Raw genomic sequence first — 18,095 nt, 5'->3', positions numbered from 1 at the left:
ACGGGGCTCAAACTAGACACCGAAGCTACGGATCCTAACTTAGGTTAGGGTGGTAGAGGAGCGTTCTGTACGCCTGCGAAGGTAGATCGGGAGGTCTGCTGGAGGTATCAGAAGTGCGAATGCTGACATGAGTAACGATAAAGGGAGTGAGAAGCTCCCTCGCCGGAAGACCAAGGTTTCCTGCGCAACGCTAATCGGCGCAGGGTGAGTCGGCCCCTAAGGCGAGCACGAAAGTGGTAGTCGATGGGAAACAGGTTAATATTCCTGTACTAATAATGACTGCGATGAAGGGACGGAGAAGGCTAGGTTGGCCTGGCGATGGTTGTCCAGGTTTAAGGTTGTAGGTAGGCATCTTAGGCAAATCCGGGGTGCTAATACTGAGAGCCGATATCGAACTCATCTTCGGATGAGGAAGTAATTGATGCCATGCTTCCAGGAAAAGCTTCTAAGCTTCAGGTCATTATTAACCGTACCCCAAACCGACACAGGTGGTCAGGTAGAGAATACCAAGGCGCTTGAGAGAACTCGGGTGAAGGAACTAGGCAAAATGGCACCGTAACTTCGGGAGAAGGTGCGCCGGAGCTGGTGAAATTCCTTGCGAATGGAGCTGGAGCCGGTCGAAGATACCAGGTGGCTGCGACTGTTTATTAAAAACACAGCACTCTGCAAACACGTAAGTGGACGTATAGGGTGTGACGCCTGCCCGGTGCCGGAAGGTTAATTGATGGGGTTAGCTTCGGCGAAGCTCTTGATCGAAGCCCCGGTAAACGGCGGCCGTAACTATAACGGTCCTAAGGTAGCGAAATTCCTTGTCGGGTAAGTTCCGACCTGCACGAATGGCGTAACGATGGCCACGCTGTCTCCACCCGAGACTCAGTGAAATTGAAATCGCTGTGAAGATGCAGTGTATCCGCGGCTAGACGGAAAGACCCCGTGAACCTTTACTACAGCTTCACACTGGACTTTGAGCCTACTTGTGTAGGATAGCTGGGAGGCTTTGAAGCGGTAACGCTAGTTATCGTGGAGCCAATCTTGAAATACCAGCCTGGTATGTTTGAGGTTCTAACTCTGGTCCCTGATCGGGATCGAGGACAGTGTGTGGTGGGTAGTTTGACTGGGGCGGTCTCCTCCCAAAGAGTAACGGAGGAGCACGAAGGTGCGCTAAGCATGGTCGGACATCATGCGGTTAGTGTAAAGGTATAAGCGCGCTTGACTGCGAGACGTACATGTCGAGCAGGTACGAAAGTAGGTCTTAGTGATCCGGTGGTTCTGTATGGAAGGGCCATCGCTCAACGGATAAAAGGTACTCCGGGGATAACAGGCTGATACCGCCCAAGAGTTCACATCGACGGCGGTGTTTGGCACCTCGATGTCGGCTCATCACATCCTGGGGCTGAAGCCGGTCCCAAGGGTATGGCTGTTCGCCATTTAAAGTGGTACGCGAGCTGGGTTTAGAACGTCGTGAGACAGTTCGGTCCCTATCTGCCGTGGACGTTGGAAGTTTGAGGAGAGCTGCTCCTAGTACGAGAGGACCGGAGTGGACGAACCACTGGTGTTCGGGTTGTGTCGCCAGACGCATTGCCCGGTAGCTAAGTTCGGACGGGATAACCGCTGAAAGCATCTAAGCGGGAAGCCCCCTTCAAGATGAGACTTCCCTTAGGCCTTGAGCCTTCTAAAGAGCCGTTTAAGACTAAGACGTTGATAGGCGGGGTGTGTAAGTGCTGTGAGGCATTGAGCTAACCCGTACTAATTGCTCGTGAGGCTTGACCATATAACGCCAAAGTGATTTGAGTACAAATCCAAAGCGAAATAGACAAGCACAACGAAATAATACATCGAACGCAAAGCTTAAAAATAAGCTAAAGAGTATCACCAAAAAAGTACAACGCAGAATTCAAATTACGAAAACCAACGCAAAACAGTTCCAAATTCCAGTTTTGCTTGACGACTATAGCGAGTGTGAACCACCTGAATCCATCCCGAACTCAGTAGTGAAACCGCTCCGCGCCGATGGTAGTGTGGGGTCTCCCCATGTGAGAGTAGGTCATCGTCAAGCGCCTTATTTTAAAAACCCTCAGCACAATGTGTTGGGGGTTTTTTACTTTTAGGGATGTTACTCCTTTCCTTTTTCTTTTGAGCCCTATACTCCCAGTACTTGCATGTCTTAGGCAACAGGCCACTTTGATCAAGAAATAATTGGTTTTATTTGCCTGTATAAGTCGATTTGTTAGTCTCTCCTTTGTTAATAAATTAGTTGTTGTATTTTGTTTTAATTAAAAGCGTTAGAATCGTAGTAATAAAAGTGGAGCAGAGGATAGAAGGATGAATCAGGCATTTTTGGATCATTTAAGTAGTGAGTTAGGCAATATTAAGTCTGAAGGGCTATTTAAAGGCGAGCGGGTGATTAGCTCTCAGCAGCAAGCAGAAATTGAAGTTGCTAGTGGTGAGAGAGTGCTTAATTTTTGCGCCAATAACTATTTGGGCTTAGCGAATCATCCACGTTTGATTGAAGCTGCTCAGAAAGGCTTGGATCGCTACGGTTTCGGTGTGGCATCGGTTCGTTTTATTTGTGGGACCCAAGATATCCATAAGAGCTTGGAAGCGAAACTAAGTGAGTTCTTAGGGATGGAGGATACCATCCTCTATTCCTCCTGCTTTGATGCAAATGGCGGTTTATTTGAGACGATTTTAGGCTCTGAAGATGCAGTTATTTCTGATGCGTTAAATCATGCATCAATTATTGATGGCGTTCGTCTCTGTAAAGCAAAGCGTTTTCGCTATGCCAATAATGATATGGCAGACTTGGAAACTCAGCTAAAAGCAGCTGATGAAGTAGGAGCTCGCTTTAAGCTAATCGTTACTGATGGCGTATTTTCCATGGATGGCATTATTGCTGATCTTAAATCGGTTTGTGATTTAGCGGATAAATACAATGCATTGGTAATGGTTGATGATTCTCATGCGGTAGGCTTTGTTGGTGAAAATGGCCGAGGCAGTCATGAGTATGCGGGAGTTATTGATCGAATTGATATTATTACTGGTACTTTAGGGAAGGCGCTAGGTGGTGCTTCTGGTGGCTATACATCAGGCCGGAAAGAAATCATTGATATTCTTCGCCAGCGTTCCCGCCCTTATTTATTTTCTAACTCACTTGCCCCCTCAATCGCTGCTGCCTCTATTGAAGTGTTAGCTATGTTGAAAGAAGGTACTGAGCTTCGTGCGCGCTTGTGGGATAACGCTGCTTATTTCCGTGCAGAAATGGAAAAAGCAGGCTTTACTTTGGCTGGTAAAGATCATGCGATCATTCCTGTGATGATTGGTGATGCTGCTTTGGCTGCCAAAATGGCGGATATGATGTTAGAAAAAGGTATCTATGTGATTGGTTTTAGTTATCCTGTGGTGCCCAAAGGTCACGCGCGAATTCGAACTCAAATTAGTGCAGGGCACACCAAGCAGCAAATTGATAAAGCAGTTGCAGCTTTTATTGAAGTAGGAAAAGCGCTCAATATTATTTGATTTAAGAGGATGGCATGAAAGCGTTAGCCAAGCTCAAGCGGGAAGAAGGCATTTGGATGACCGATGTACCTCAGCCAGAGGTGGGTCACAATGACTTGTTAATTAAAGTTAAGAAAACTGCTATTTGTGGTACTGATATTCATATTTATAACTGGGATGAGTGGTCACAAAAAACGATTCCGGTACCAATGGTGACAGGTCACGAATATGCAGGGGAAGTTGTTGGTATTGGTGAAGAAGTCGCCGGCTTTGAGATTGGTGATCGGGTTTCTGGTGAGGGTCATATTACCTGCGGACATTGTCGTAACTGTCGTGCTGGGCGCCGACACTTATGTCGAAACACTGTAGGTGTCGGGGTTAATCGTGATGGTGCTTTTGCAGAGTATTTAGTCATTCCTGCGTTTAATGCTTTCAAGCTACCAGATGAAATTAGCGATGAATTAGCAGCTATTTTTGATCCGTTTGGTAATGCAGTGCATACGGCGCTTGCTTTTGACTTGGTGGGAGAGGATGTACTGATTACTGGTGCAGGACCTATTGGTATCATGGCTGCAGCAGTTGCCAAGCATGTTGGTGCTCGGCATGTGGTAATCACGGACATTAATGACTATAGACTGGACTTAGCTAAACAAATGGGAGCTACTCGTACTGTTAATGTAGCTAAAGAGCAGCTGGAAGATGTAATGACGCAGCTGAAAATGGAAGAAGGCTTTGATGTGGGTTTGGAAATGTCAGGTGTGCCGGTTGCCTTTAAGTCCATGCTGAAAAACATGAATCATGGTGGCAAGATCGCTATGTTGGGGATTCCACCTGGGGAAATGGCTATTGATTGGAGTGAGGTTATTTTTAAAGGGCTTGATATCAAAGGCATTTACGGTCGGGAAATGTTTGAAACCTGGTATAAAATGGCCAGTTTAATCCAGTCTGGGCTGGACCTGACCCCAATGATTACCCATCGTTTTTATGTTGATGATTTTCAGCAGGGTTTCGATATCATGCGTTCCGGTCAGTCAGGAAAAGTTGTATTGAGCTGGGACTAAGAGCCTAAACTATCAAGACTGTTAAAAGGGTTAGTGGCTTATAGTTACTAACCCTTTTTTATTTTCTAAGTAAGTAAATAAAGTAAGTGGGTTAGCAGGGTATTTTTAAATGCAGCAATTAATCTATCGTTGGTTACTTTTTCTTGGTGTTTCCCATGTACTGTTAGGTCTTTTATTTGCTGTATTAGCAAATACTAAGCTGTTTGTTGCTTACACTCAATACCTATTTGAGCAGTTTGAGGTTATTCAAACCGCTAATCAAGCTGATTTGCTTGGGACTATGTTGCAACTCTTTGGAGTCACTGTCGCCAGCTGGGGAGTGCTATTTACAATAGCAGTACATCAATATTGGCATAACGGAGGCTCTCTACTCAAAAAAGCAATTTGTATAGCAATCGTTGTTTGGCTTGTGCTTGATACGGCAATCTCTCTTTTCTGGGGTATAGAGGCTCATGCTTATTTGAATATACCTGTAGGGCTGGCTATGTTGCTCCCAATGCTATTGTTAAAACCAAAACAAGCCGTGAGCTACCGCATTGAGATTCCAGAGCAATATAAATTAAAGGGAAGAAAGAAATTATTAATCACTGGAGGTACGGGGTTTATTGGTAAGCCCTTGGTTCAAACTCTGGTTGATCAAGGGCATGAAGTGATAGTGTTAACTAGAAATATTGCCTCTGGAGCCAAGGGTATTCAAGGTAAAGTAACCTATGTCACTGCACTGAGCTATTTGTCTAGCGAAGAAAAAATCGACGCTATTATTAATTTAGCAGGAGAGCCTCTCGCAGGTGGTCGCTGGAATAAAAAGAAGAAAACCAGTTTTTTATCTAGCCGATTAAATACAACTAGTGAATTGCTTACGTTAGTGCAGCGGCTTGAGCAGAAGCCTCAGCTACTGATTAATGGTTCGGCCGTTGGTTACTATGGCCCTAATGCGGATGAAGAACTCGATGAACAGGCGGATTTTGTTGATGGCTTTTCTCATCAGCTATGCAATCAATGGGAGCAAGCTGCACTGAAATTTGGAGGGCAAGGCTTAAGAGTTTGCTTGTTAAGAATTGGAGTTGTGCTAGGGAAAAATGGTGGTCCTATGAAGCAGTTGCAGCTTCCATTTAAGCTAAAGGTGGCAACTCAATTAGGAGAAGGTAAGCAGTGGATGTCTTGGGTGCATCTGGATGATGTCATTGCGATGATTCTTTATTTAGCTGCTCAGTCTGATATAGAAGGAGCCGTAAATATCACTGCGCCTCAGCCAGTAACCAATAAGCAATTCGCAGAAAACTTGGGTGGTGTGGAAAAAACTTGGTTTAACTTCAGAATGCCTGGAGCATTGCTAAAAATATTAGTTGGTGAAATGGCGACAGAAGTATTACTAACAGGGCAAAAGGTTGTACCTTCTAAAATAATTAAAAGTGGTTATCAGTTTAAATATCCTGAGCTTCAATCTTGCTTGAGGTCACTTAGCTAGAAAAATTATTAATAGACCTGACTTGCATCATATTGGCTTTTCATTAAGCTGCCCAATTATTTCATTTGAACTGAACATTATGGATGCTTTATTAAAGCTATTGGCTGATGGCCAATTTCACTCTGGTGATGCCCTTGGGAAATCTTTGGGGGTTAGTCGTGCTGCTGTTTGGAAACAGTTAAAAAAGTTGCAAGAGTGGGGGTTAGAGCTTCAATCAGTAAAAGGTAAAGGTTATCGCTTGGGGGTAGGAGTTAGTCTGTTGACTCAAGAAAAGTTGGAGCAGCTACCACAAATTCGCAGTGGTGAATATCAACTAAAGCTACTAGCTACCGTTACCTCTACAAATGATGAGGTGCAGCAATACCTTAAGCAGAATCCAGGCAAAAAGCTTATTTGTATGGCTGAGTATCAAGCTAGTGGTCGTGGCAGACAGGGTAAACAATGGGTGAGTCCGTTCGCAAGCAACTTATATATGACCCTTAGTTGGCCCGTTAGCAAGGGAGTGCACACATTGGAAGGGCTGAGTTTGGTTGTAGGTTTAGCTTTGGCGAAAGGATTAGCCAAGTTAGGAATTAATGATTTAAAGGTGAAGTGGCCTAATGACCTCTATTGGCGGCGCCAGAAATTAGCTGGGATATTAATAGAGATAGCGGGGGATCTGTATGGAAATTGCACAGTCATTATTGGCGTTGGATTAAATGTGATGATGCCTTCTGACTGGCAAAGTAAAGTAAGTCAGCAATTTGTTGATCTAGCATCAATAAAGCAAGATCGAGTAGATCGAAATGAAGTGGCCTTAAGTGTGTTGAAAAACATGTTTACCTCTCTTGATAGATTTACTGAGACTGGATTTTCAGCATTTAAAGAAGATTGGGCAAAATACGATGTGTGTTTTAACCAGCCTGTAAAAGTGATTGCAGGTGAGAGTGAGTTGCTTGGAATTGCCAGAGGGGTGGAAGATAGTGGAGCCCTTATCGTCGAAATGGAAGATGGGCAGTGGCAAACGTTTAGTGGTGGTGAAGTGAGCCTGAGGCCCTTATGAATCGTCTAGAAGTAGATGTAGGAAATACCCGAATTAAGTGGCGCTATGCTGAAGGTGGCAGCTATGTAGCCAAGGGGGCGCTTGATTTAAGTGAGGCGCCAGAAGTTGCTAAAAAACTACGAATACAAGGTGTCATGCCGCAGCAAATTATTGTTGCAAATGTTGCTGGTGAAGAAGTCAGGCTGCAGCTTAAGGATGGTTGTCAACGTGGCTGGGAGGTAGAGCCTTATTTTGTTAAAACCCAGAAAAATGCTTATGGCATTGAAGTGGCCTATGCTGATGTGACAAAGCTCGGAGTAGACCGCTGGCTGGCTATGCTTGGTTGTCACCATTTATACCCTAGTTGCGCTAAGGTGGTTGTGAGCTTGGGATCGGCAATAACGGTTGATGTTATTGATATGAATGGTATGCATGAAGGCGGTTATATCGTGCCAGGTTTTCGGTTGATGAGGGAAAGTCTTCGAGTGAGCACTGCTCAAGTGCAAGTCGACAGTACTAGTTTGCAGCGAGTTGATTTAGGTAAAAATACGGCTGAAGCTGTAGAGCATGGCATGTTAAAAATGGTCATAGCTTTTATTGAATCAGTGGTTGTTCCGTTAAAACCTCAAAATAGCGAGGCTATTGTGGTGATAACAGGAGGTGATGCAGCTGCTATTGCTTCTTCTTTAACAGTCGACTATCTGCATGAGCCTGAGCTGGTACTCGATGGGTTGGCATTGATCGCACAATAATATGCGCTGGATATTTATTTGTTTGGTAATAACAAACTTGATTGTGGCAGGTTACTACTGGCATCAAGGCAATCAAACAGCACCAGTTAAAGGTGCAAGCTTGTCTGTTAAAGCTAGCAGCAAGGTTGCTTCCCTAACTTTACTTGCTGAGTCTGAATTAAAACCTCGTCAGCGTCCACAAAATAGCCCGAGCACTAAAAATGCGACAGGTGTTAATACGGCAACAGGAAACTCAATCACTAATAAAGGAGAATTTTGCGCCAGCATTGGCCCAATTGCTGAAGCAAAAATACTAAAGCAAATTGAGCAGCGTTTTTTGGCTATAGGAATTAAGCCCATCCGAAAAAAAACGCAGGTAAATACTGAGCCTGATTATTGGGTATATATTAAGCCACTGATTTCTCGTCGATCAGCACTGAGAAAGTTAAAAGAGCTAAAAGCACAAGGGCGCGATAGCTTTATTATTACTGATGGTGAACTAAAAAATGGGCTCTCCTTAGGCTTGTTTACTAAGCAAAGCTCTGCGCTTAACTTACAAAATGAAATGATATCCGCGGGTTATGATGTGGCCGTCAAAGTTGTAGAGCGGTTTAAAGATGAAACATGGTTGAATTTCTCTCCGTCAGAATTAGAGCTAATTGCTGATCAGGTCTGGGTTGGGCTGGCTAATAATTATCCATTTATAGAAAAAAGAAGAATTCGTTGTAAAGACGTTGCATCTTATTAAGTCTTACCGTAGAATTGCGCCCGCGTTTAACGGAGAGTTTTTGCCGGTATAGCTCAGTTGGTAGAGCAACTGACTTGTAATCAGTAGGTCCTGGGTTCGACTCCTAGTGCCGGCACCAAAATAAGCTTGACAAAGCAAATTCTCTAAATATTATAAGCGTCTCCTTGGTGGGGTTCCCGAGTGGCCAAAGGGATCAGACTGTAAATCTGACGCGTAAGCTTCGCTGGTTCGAATCCAGCCCCCACCACCAAATTCAAGCGGGTGTCGTATAATGGCTATTACCTCAGCCTTCCAAGCTGATGATGCGGGTTCGATTCCCGCCACCCGCTCCAAATAAAGTAATACAGTATTTGTTAAAGCTCATATAGCTCAGTCGGTAGAGCACTTCCTTGGTAAGGAAGAGGTCACCGGTTCAAATCCGGTTATGAGCTCCAGAGTTGGCAGGTGATAAGTGATTCATCTGCTTTTTTGTGTAGAGTGGCGAATCTCTTAATGGGAGTTGGTCTCGATGGCTAAAGCAAAGTTTGAACGTACCAAGCCGCATGTTAACGTGGGTACTATCGGCCACGTTGACCACGGTAAAACTACATTAACTGCAGCATTGACTCGTGTTTGTGCTGAGGCGTTTGGTGGTGAAGTAAAAGCATTCGATCAAATCGATAATGCACCAGAAGAGCGCGAGCGTGGTATTACTATCTCAACAGCACACGTTGAGTATGATTCTCCAATTCGTCACTATGCACACGTTGACTGTCCAGGACACGCTGACTATGTGAAAAACATGATCACTGGTGCGGCTCAAATGGACGGCGCTATCCTAGTTTGTTCTGCAGCTGATGGCCCCATGCCTCAGACTCGTGAGCACATCTTGTTGTCTCGTCAGGTAGGTGTACCTTACATCGTTGTTTTCTTAAACAAAGCTGATATGGTTGACGATGAAGAGCTGCTTGAGCTGGTAGAAATGGAAGTGCGTGAGCTGTTAAGCCAGTATGACTTCCCAGGTGACGACACCCCAATTATCACCGGCTCTGCGCTAATGGCGTTAGAAGGTAAAGATGATAATGGAATGGGTAGTACTGCGGTTAAGAAACTAGTTGAGACTTTAGATGAGTACATCCCAGAGCCAGAGCGTGCTATCGATCAGCCATTCTTGATGCCTATCGAAGACGTATTCTCTATTTCTGGTCGTGGTACTGTAGTAACGGGTCGTGTAGAGCGTGGTATCGTTAAAGTCGGTGACGAAGTAGAGATCATCGGTATCCGCGACACGCAAAAAACGACTTGTACTGGTGTTGAGATGTTCCGTAAGCTGCTTGACGAAGGTCGTGCAGGTGAGAACGTTGGTGTGTTGTTGCGTGGTACTAAGCGTGATGACGTAGAGCGTGGTCAAGTATTGGCTATTCCTGGCTCTATCACTCCACACACCAAGTTTGAATCAGAAGTTTACGTATTAAGCAAAGACGAAGGTGGTCGTCATACACCATTCTTCAAAGGTTATCGTCCACAGTTCTACTTCCGTACCACTGACGTTACAGGCGCGGTAGAATTACCAGAAGGTGTTGAAATGGTAATGCCTGGCGATAACATTCAAATGAAAGTTGAACTAATTGCACCAATCGCTATGGAAGATGGCTTACGCTTCGCTATCCGTGAAGGTGGTCGTACTGTAGGTGCTGGTGTAGTTGCAAAAATTATTGAGTAAAGTTGGAATATGGTGCTAGTTTTTAGCTGGCACCATGGTTACAGGCCAGTAGTTCAATTGGTAGAGCACCGGTCTCCAAAACCGGGGGTTGGGGGTTCGATTCCCTCCTGGCCTGCCATCTCTTAGAGCACCTGATCATGAATGCAAAGATTGAAGTTGAAAACCAAGGCCGTCTAGATGGTCTAAAGTGGTTTGTGGTATTTGCTGTTGTAGCTGCGGGCGCCTACGGTAATTACTTTTATCAAAGCGAATCTTTGCTTTATCGTGTGATAGCCCTCCTTATCCTAGGTTTAGCAGCAGGCTACGTTGCTTTAACTACGGTTAAAGGCCAAAAATTCTGGACTTTGGTCAAAGATGCTAAAGTTGAAGTACGGAAAGTTGTTTGGCCAACTAAGCAAGAAACCGTTCAAACTACCGTAATTGTTGTAGCTGTAGTTATCTTGATGGGATTTGTTTTGTGGCTAATTGATTGGGCATTGAATTCAATTATTAATGGTTTGATTGGGTAACCGCTCATGGCTAAGCGTTGGTATGTTGTGCATGCATATTCAGGATATGAAAAGCAAGTTATGCGCTCTATTAAAGAACGTATTGAATTGCACGACATGCAAGACTTGTTTGGTGAGGTTTTAGTGCCTACTGAAGAAGTAGTCGAAATTAAAAGTGGCCAGAAGCGTAAAAGTGAACGCAAGTTCTTTCCAGGCTATGTATTAGTGCAGATGGAAATGAACGATGATAGTTGGCACTTAATTAAAGATACCCCAAGAGTAATGGGGTTTATTGGCGGAACAGCCGATCGTCCTGCGCCGATTACTGAGCGCGAAGCTCAAGCTATCTTAAAGCGTGTTGAAGATGGCTCAGACAAACCGAAACCCAAAACCCTGTTTGAACCAGGTGAAGTTGTTCGGGTTATCGATGGACCATTTGCAGATTTTAATGGCGTAGTTGAAGAAGTTAACTACGAGAAAAATAGATTACAAGTTGCCGTATTAATATTTGGTCGTTCAACGCCAGTTGAACTAGAATTTGTCCAAGTAGAAAAAGGCTAATAGATTTTTTTAAGGCCCGCACTGCATATGCAGTGTGGGTCTTTATTGTCTGTCAAAATGATGACTTTCAACAAAGGGGAGCTGAGTTGCTAGGTGGCCCTTCATAGTAAGCCAGGTCGTAGTAACAAAGCGCTTAACCCATCGTCGAGGTGAATAATGGCTAAAAAAGTAGAAGCCTATATCAAGCTGCAAGTAGCAGCTGGTCAAGCTAATCCAAGCCCTCCTGTTGGTCCTGCATTAGGTCAGCATGGCGTTAACATTATGGAGTTCTGTAAGGCATTTAACGCCAAAACTCAAAGTATGGAACAGGGTATGCCTATTCCAGTTGTGATTACTGTATACAGTGACCGCAGCTTTACTTTTGAGACTAAAACTCCACCTGCATCTGTGTTATTGAAAAAAGCAGCCAAGCTGAAAAAAGGTAGTGGCCGTCCTAACACTGAAAAAGTGGGTACTGTGACTCGTGAGCAACTAGAAGAGATCGCTAAAACTAAAGAGCCTGACTTAACGGCAGCGGATCTTGATGCAGCGGTTAGAACTATTGCTGGTAGTGCTCGCAGCATGGGCTTAAATGTGGAGGGTGTGTAATGGCCAAGTTATCTAAGCGCGCAAAAGCCATTGCTGAGAAAATTGATCGCACAAAAGCGTATCCAATTCAAGAAGCTGCTCAGCTGCTGGCTGAAATTTCCACTGTTAAGTTCGCTGAGTCTTTTGACGTTGCAGTTAACTTAGGTGTTGATCCTCGTAAATCTGATCAGGTTGTTCGTGGCTCTACTGTATTGCCAAACGGTACAGGTAAAGATGTTCGTGTAGCGGTATTCACTCAAGGCCCTAATGCTGATGCAGCTAAAGAAGCGGGTGCTGATATCGTTGGTATGGACGATTTAGCCGCTGAAGTGAAGGGCGGTAACTTAAACTTTGATGTTGTTATTGCTTCTCCTGACGCAATGCGTGTTGTTGGTCAGTTAGGTCAAATTTTAGGCCCGCGTGGTCTGATGCCAAACCCTAAAGTGGGTACTGTAACACCTAACGTAGCTGAAGCAGTAAAAAATGCTAAAGCTGGTCAGGTGAGATACCGTACAGATAAAAACGGTATTATCCACTGTGGCGTTGGTAAAGTAGGTTTTGCTGCTGATGCAGTTAAACAAAATATTGAAGCGTTGCTGGTTGACTTGAAAAAAGCTAAGCCTGCTTCTGCTAAAGGCGTCTACATGAAAAAGGTTACCTTATCTACAACGATGGGACCTGGTTTGACTGTTGATATATCAAGCCTAGACGCATAACAGACTTTGGGGCTCTTGCTTACCTTAAATATTAATGAATGTATAAGGCAAGACAGGAGCCGTCAAAGACCGTAGGTGCTGTTTTTTAGATTAAAAGATGGCTTAATTCTCCTACGCAGACGGTGTAGCTTCATTATCCAATGAGCCCTTCACCGTATTCTTAAGTAAAAGGCAGGTGTTTTATACAAATGTTTTTTACTAAAACAGAAATTCCTTTTTTTAGGAGTAAAGCCAATGGCATTAAAACTCGAAGACAAGAAAGCGATTGTCGCTGAGGTCAACGAGGCTGCCAAAAGCGCTTTATCAGCAGTAATCGCTGATTACCGTGGTTTGACGGTTGATCAGATGACTGCACTCCGCAAGCAAGCTCGTGAAGGCAGCGTTTATTTAAAGGTTGTTCGTAACACACTTGCTCGCCGCGCAGTTGAAGGCACTGATTATGAGTGTCTGCAAGAAGCGTTAACTGGTCCAACAGTTATTGCTTTCTCTAACGAAGATCCAGGTGCAGCTGCACGTGTAATTCAGGACTTCGCTAAAGAAAACAAAGAACTGGAAGTAAAAGCATTATCAATTGGTGGTCAACTACTTGGCCCTGAGCAAATTGATGTGCTGGCGAAGATGCCTACTTTGGATCAGGCTCGCGCAATGCTGATGAGTGTAATGATTGCACCAGTAACAAAACTGGCACGTACTCTAAACGAGTTCCCAGCCAAAATTACTCGTGCTGTGGCAGCGGTTCGCGACCAGAAGAAAGAAGCAGCTTAATTTTAATAATTTGGCTGTTTTACAAGTTTGGTTTTACCTACAGATTTTAGGAGATTAGAGTAATGGCTCTATCTAAAGAAGATATCTTAAATGCAATTGCTGAAATGAGCGTAATGGAAGTTGTTGAGCTTGTTGAAGCAATGGAAGACAAGTTCGGTGTTTCTGCTGCCGCTGCAGTTGCAGTTGCTGGTCCAGCTGCTGCTGAAGCTGCTCCTCAAGAAGAGCAAACTGAATTTGACGTTGTTCTAACAAGCGCTGGTGACAAGAAAGTGAACGTAATTAAAGCTGTTCGCGGTATCACTGGTCTTGGTTTGAAAGAAGCTAAAGCTTTAGTTGACGGTGCGCCTGCTCCTGTTAAAGAAGGTGCTACTAAAGAAGAAGCTGAAGACGCTAAAAAACAGCTGGAAGAAGCTGGTGCAACTGTGGAAGTTAAGTAATTCCAACGATTGCATAAATTCTTTTCCAATTTGGCTGGTACCTTGAGGTGCCGGCCTTTTGCTGTTGTAAACTCAGCAATATACAGCTGATGTTGCACAATTACAGCATACCAATGCTGCTTAAAAGGACAATACTTTAGTTCTTATTTTCACTGCGCGCTTATTTACGACACTGGTAAAAGCGCTGGTTAGCAGGTGACCAAGCTGGGGAACGCTAATGGCTTACTCATATACTGAGAAAAAACGTATCCGTAAAGATTTCGGCAAGCTGCCGCATGTTATGGATATTCCTTATCTCCTGGCAATTCAGCTTGATTCTTACCGCAAGTTTTTACAGGCAGGAGTCAGCTCGAATCAACGTAATGACTTTGGTTTGCACGCCGCTTTTAAATCCGTTTTTCCAATCGTAAGTTACTCAGGTAGTGCGGCTCTTGAGTACGTAGGCTACAAACTGGGTGAACCGGCTTTTGATGTTAAAGAGTGTCAACTCCGTGGCGTCACTTATGCTGTTCCACTTCGGGTTAAAGTTCGCCTGATTATTTACGATAAGGATTCAGCAAACAAAGCAATCAAAGACATCAAAGAGCAAGAAGTTTATATGGGAGAAATCCCATTAATGACCGAAAACGGTACCTTTGTTATTAATGGTACTGAGCGGGTGATAGTTTCCCAGTTGCATCGTTCTCCTGGGGTGTTCTTTGATCACGACCGTGGAAAAACCCACTCTTCAGGCAAGTTGCTTTATTCTGCCCGAATTATTCCTTATCGTGGCTCTTGGCTGGATTATGAGTTTGATCCAAAAGACTTGCTATATGTGCGTATTGACCGTCGTCGTAAGTTGCCAGCATCGATATTGCTTAGAGCACTAGGTTATTCATCTGAGCAAATTCTTGATATGTTCTTCGATACCAATAAGTTTCACGTCAGTGATGATGGGGTATCAATGGAGCTGGTGCCTGAGCGCTTGCGTGGTGAAGCGGCTAGCTTTGATATTAAAGATAGTGATGGCAGTGTTATTGTTGAGCAAGGTCGCCGGATTACTGCGCGCCATATACGGCAGATGCAGAAATCTAATTTGAAGACACTTGATGCACCAACTGAGTACTTATTAGGTAAGGTTACTGCCACTGATATTATTGATTCAGCAACAGGTGAGGTGTTATTTAACTGTAACTCTGAAATCACTCTGGAAATGCTGGAAAAATTAATTACTAAAGGCATTAAAACAATTGAGACACTTTATATTAATGATCTCGACTGTGGGCCTTATATTTCAGATACCGTAAAAGCTGATAATACGACAAGTCAGCTTGAAGCTTTAGTTGAAATCTATCGAATGATGCGTCCAGGTGAGCCTCCAACCAAAGAGGCGGCAGAAGCATTATTCGAAAACCTATTTTTCTCTCCAGAGCGTTACGATTTATCTGGCGTAGGCCGGATGAAGTTTAATCGTCGATTAGGCCGCAAAGATGACCAAGGTCAGGGTGTGCTTGATAACAGTGACATCATTGATGTTATGAAGACCCTGGTAGACATCCGTAATGGTAAAGGTCAAGTGGATGATATTGATCACTTGGGTAACCGTCGGATTCGTAGCGTTGGTGAAATGGCTGAGAACCAATTCCGGGTTGGCTTGGTTCGGGTTGAGCGTGCAGTAAAAGAGCGCCTGAGCATGGCCGAATCTGAAGGTCTAATGCCGCAAGATTTGATCAATGCCAAGCCAGTAGCCGCTGCAATTAAAGAGTTCTTTGGCTCTAGCCAGCTATCTCAGTTTATGGATCAGAATAACCCTCTGTCTGAAGTTACTCACAAGCGCCGAGTTTCTGCATTAGGTCCAGGTGGTTTGACTCGTGAGCGTGCTGGTTTTGAGGTGCGTGACGTACACCCAACTCACTATGGTCGGGTATGTCCTATCGAAACGCCTGAAGGTCCAAACATTGGTTTGATTAACTCTCTAGCTACTTACGCTAGAACCAATGCATTTGGTTTCCTTGAATCGCCTTATCGGAAAGTGGTTGATGGTGTGGTTACAGATGAAATTGACTACCTTTCTGCTATTGAAGAGAGTGAATATGTAATCGCTCAGGCTAATGCGCCACTGGATGAAGATCGTAAATTGATAAATGAGCTGGTAAACGTTCGGCACAAGAATGAATTTACCTTAATGCCTCCTGAAAACGTTCAGTATATGGACGTATCACCACGTCAGGTGGTTTCGGTCGCAGCTTCGTTAATCCCATTTCTTGAGCACGATGATGCTAACCGGGCTTTGATGGGATCAAACATGCAACGTCAGGCAGTGCCTACGCTAATCTCTGAAAAGCCATTAGTGGGTACTGGTATGGAGCGCAACGTAGCGAGCGACTCTGGTGTGTGTGTGGTTGCCAGGCGTGGTGGGGTGGTCGAGTCTGTTGATGCAGCGCGGATTGTTGTCCGGGTTAATGAAGATGAACTGATCACTGGTGAAGCTGGTGTTGAAATCTACAACCTGACTAAATACACCCGTTCTAACCAAAACACCTGTATTAATCAGCGCCCATTGGTTAGCACCGGTGATCAAGTGACTCGTGGTGATATTCTGGCTGATGGCCCATCCGTTGACATGGGTGAGCTAGCGCTTGGTCAGAATATGCGTGTGGCGTTCATGCCTTGGAATGGTTACAACTTTGAGGACTCGATCTTAGTTTCTGAGCGTGTGGTTCAAGAAGATCGCTTCACTACTATCCACATTCAAGAAATGACCTGTGTCGCCCGTGACACGAAGCTTGGCTCTGAAGAAATTACTTCAGATATTCCGAATGTTGGTGAGGGTGCGCTGTCTAAGTTGGACGAGTCAGGCATTGTCTATGTGGGTGCTGAAGTGGGCGCAGGCGATATTCTGGTTGGTAAGGTGACACCAAAAGGTGAAACTCAGCTAACGCCAGAAGAGAAGCTACTGCGTGCTATTTTTGGTGAAAAAGCCTCTGACGTTAAAGACACTTCTTTACGGGTACCTACCAGTGTAAAAGGCACGGTAATTGATGTGCAGGTCTTTACCCGTGATGGTGTTGAAAAAGATCCGCGTGCCCTGGCTATTGAAAAAGCTCAGCTGGATGAGGTGCGTAAGGACCTCAACGAAGAGTTCCGCATTGTCGAAACTGCTACTTTTGAACGTCTAGAAGCTGCTCTGGTTGGGCAAAAAGTTGAAGGTGGTCCAAATCTTACCAAAGGTAATGAGATTACCAGTGAGTACCTGGCAGAGCTGGAGCATCGTAACTGGTTTAAGTTGCGGATGACTAACGATGCGCTAAACGACCAGCTAGAGGCTGCACAAGAGCAATTGCAAGAACGTCGTGACCAGCTGGATCAACGCTTTGAAGACAAGAAGAAAAAGCTTCAGTGTGGTGATGACTTGGCGCCAGGCGTACTGAAAATCGTTAAGGTTTATCTGGCGATTAAGCGTCGAATTCAGCCAGGTGACAAAATGGCAGGGCGTCATGGTAACAAGGGTGTTATCTCAGTAATCATGCCTGTTGAGGATATGCCCTATGACGAACAGGGTAACCCAGTTGATATCGTGCTTAACCCACTGGGTGTACCGTCACGGATGAACGTTGGGCAAATTCTTGAGACCCACCTTGGTTTAGCGGCAAAAGGGCTGGGTGAGAAAATTGATCGAATGATTAAAGCCCAGCAGTCTATTGCTGAGTTGCGTGATTTCTTGAAGAAGGTCTACAACGACGTTGGCGAAGGCCGTTTTGAAGACCTTGACAGTTTCTCTGATGCAGAGCTTCTTGAGCTTGCCTATAACCTTCGTGGTGGCGTACCAATGGCTACACAAGTGTTCGACGGTGCTAGAGAAGAGGAAATAAAGGAGCTGTTAAGGCTGGCGGATATGCCAGACTCTGGTCAGATGGTGCTTCATGATGGTCGTACCGGTGATCGTTTTGATCGACCAGTAACGGTTGGCTATATGTATATGCTGAAGCTCAACCACTTGGTTGACGACAAGATGCATGCCCGCTCTACCGGTTCTTACAGTCTGGTAACGCAGCAACCATTGGGTGGTAAAGCTCAGTTTGGTGGCCAGCGTTTCGGTGAGATGGAGGTATGGGCACTGGAAGCATACGGTGCAGCTTATACCTTGCAGGAAATGCTAACGGTTAAGTCTGATGACGTGGCAGGTCGGACCAAGATGTACAAAAACATTGTTGACGGTGACCACCGAATGGAAGCGGGTATGCCAGAGTCATTCAATGTGTTGGTGAAAGAGATTCGTTCGCTAGGTATTGATATTGAGCTGGAAAGCGAATAGTCCACGTGACCAAAACCTAATTGCGGCGCGGGAGCCAGAAG

The 18,095-nt window shown here is 44.7% G+C and carries 14 protein-coding genes, 5 tRNA genes and 2 rRNA genes (1 of these 21 only partly in view); all 21 read left to right on the top strand.

All coding sequences use genetic code 11. The features are described from left to right. Positions 1–1,771 (top strand): 23S ribosomal RNA (locus OQE68_RS08805); it begins 1,121 nt to the left of the window's first position. A 169-nt stretch (positions 1,772–1,940) separates the two neighbouring features. Further along, positions 1,941–2,056, top strand: a 5S ribosomal RNA gene (gene rrf / locus OQE68_RS08800). A gap of 266 nt (positions 2,057–2,322) precedes the next feature. Further along, positions 2,323–3,516 carry a glycine C-acetyltransferase gene (locus OQE68_RS08795; RefSeq protein ID WP_180570521.1) on the top strand — a complete coding sequence of 398 codons (1,194 nt, stop codon included), beginning with the start codon at positions 2,323–2,325 and terminating at the stop codon, positions 3,514–3,516. Between the two features lie 14 nt (positions 3,517–3,530). Beyond that, positions 3,531–4,556: an L-threonine 3-dehydrogenase gene (gene tdh / locus OQE68_RS08790; protein WP_180570520.1), complete on the top strand. Its 1,026-nt coding sequence runs from the start codon at positions 3,531–3,533 to the stop codon at positions 4,554–4,556. Positions 4,557–4,665: 109 nt separating this feature from the next. Beyond that, positions 4,666–6,024, top strand: a complete 1,359-nt coding sequence (locus OQE68_RS08785; protein WP_180570519.1) for a TIGR01777 family oxidoreductase — start codon at positions 4,666–4,668, stop codon at positions 6,022–6,024. A gap of 79 nt (positions 6,025–6,103) precedes the next feature. Then, complete coding sequence (gene birA / locus OQE68_RS08780) at positions 6,104–7,066, top strand: bifunctional biotin--[acetyl-CoA-carboxylase] ligase/biotin operon repressor BirA (protein ID WP_180570518.1); 963 nt, start codon at positions 6,104–6,106, stop codon at positions 7,064–7,066. Further along, positions 7,063–7,797 carry a type III pantothenate kinase gene (locus OQE68_RS08775; protein ID WP_180570517.1) on the top strand — a complete coding sequence of 245 codons (735 nt, stop codon included), beginning with the start codon at positions 7,063–7,065 and terminating at the stop codon, positions 7,795–7,797. The genes birA and OQE68_RS08775 overlap by 4 nt, the downstream gene beginning before the upstream one ends. A gap of 22 nt (positions 7,798–7,819) precedes the next feature. Next, positions 7,820–8,524, top strand: coding sequence for a hypothetical protein (locus OQE68_RS08770; protein WP_180570516.1), 705 nt, complete (start codon positions 7,820–7,822; stop codon positions 8,522–8,524). 42 nt (positions 8,525–8,566) lie between these two features. After that, positions 8,567–8,642 (top strand) — tRNA-Thr (locus tag OQE68_RS08765). Positions 8,643–8,690: 48 nt separating this feature from the next. Then, positions 8,691–8,774 (top strand) — tRNA-Tyr (locus OQE68_RS08760). A 7-nt stretch (positions 8,775–8,781) separates the two neighbouring features. Further along, positions 8,782–8,856 (top strand) — tRNA-Gly (locus OQE68_RS08755). Positions 8,857–8,882: 26 nt separating this feature from the next. Continuing rightward, positions 8,883–8,958 (top strand) — tRNA-Thr (locus tag OQE68_RS08750). Between the two features lie 74 nt (positions 8,959–9,032). Next, positions 9,033–10,226, top strand: coding sequence for an elongation factor Tu (tuf, locus tag OQE68_RS08745; RefSeq protein ID WP_180570507.1), 1,194 nt, complete (start codon positions 9,033–9,035; stop codon positions 10,224–10,226). Positions 10,227–10,268: 42 nt separating this feature from the next. Continuing rightward, positions 10,269–10,344: transfer RNA gene (locus OQE68_RS08740), tRNA-Trp, on the top strand. Positions 10,345–10,363: 19 nt separating this feature from the next. Continuing rightward, positions 10,364–10,735 (top strand): preprotein translocase subunit SecE, encoded by a 372-nt coding sequence (gene secE / locus OQE68_RS08735; protein ID WP_180570515.1) that lies wholly within the window; start codon positions 10,364–10,366, stop codon positions 10,733–10,735. A gap of 6 nt (positions 10,736–10,741) precedes the next feature. Next, the gene (nusG, locus tag OQE68_RS08730) at positions 10,742–11,275 is read left to right on the top strand and encodes a transcription termination/antitermination protein NusG (RefSeq protein ID WP_180570514.1); all 534 of its coding nucleotides are present in this window, start codon (positions 10,742–10,744) and stop codon (positions 11,273–11,275) included. A 156-nt stretch (positions 11,276–11,431) separates the two neighbouring features. Then, positions 11,432–11,863 (top strand): 50S ribosomal protein L11, encoded by a 432-nt coding sequence (gene rplK / locus OQE68_RS08725; RefSeq protein WP_163835742.1) that lies wholly within the window; start codon positions 11,432–11,434, stop codon positions 11,861–11,863. Beyond that, a complete protein-coding gene (gene rplA / locus OQE68_RS08720; RefSeq protein WP_180570513.1) occupies positions 11,863–12,558 on the top strand; it encodes a 50S ribosomal protein L1 in 696 nt (231 codons plus the stop codon). Before rplK ends, rplA begins: the two co-directional genes overlap by 1 nt. Before the next feature lie 234 nt (positions 12,559–12,792). Further along, entirely contained in the window at positions 12,793–13,323 is a 531-nt protein-coding gene (gene rplJ, locus OQE68_RS08715; protein WP_163835738.1) for a 50S ribosomal protein L10, read from the top strand. A 62-nt stretch (positions 13,324–13,385) separates the two neighbouring features. Beyond that, positions 13,386–13,760 carry a 50S ribosomal protein L7/L12 gene (gene rplL / locus OQE68_RS08710; RefSeq protein ID WP_180570512.1) on the top strand — a complete coding sequence of 125 codons (375 nt, stop codon included), beginning with the start codon at positions 13,386–13,388 and terminating at the stop codon, positions 13,758–13,760. 217 nt (positions 13,761–13,977) lie between these two features. Further along, complete coding sequence (gene rpoB, locus OQE68_RS08705) at positions 13,978–18,054, top strand: DNA-directed RNA polymerase subunit beta (protein WP_180570511.1); 4,077 nt, start codon at positions 13,978–13,980, stop codon at positions 18,052–18,054. Positions 18,055–18,095: the final 41 nt, after the last annotated feature.

This window comes from Spartinivicinus marinus (assembly GCF_026309355.1).
GTDB lineage: Bacteria > Pseudomonadota > Gammaproteobacteria > Pseudomonadales > Zooshikellaceae > Spartinivicinus > Spartinivicinus marinus.
This window is presented reverse-complemented; position numbering and strand designations above follow the sequence as displayed.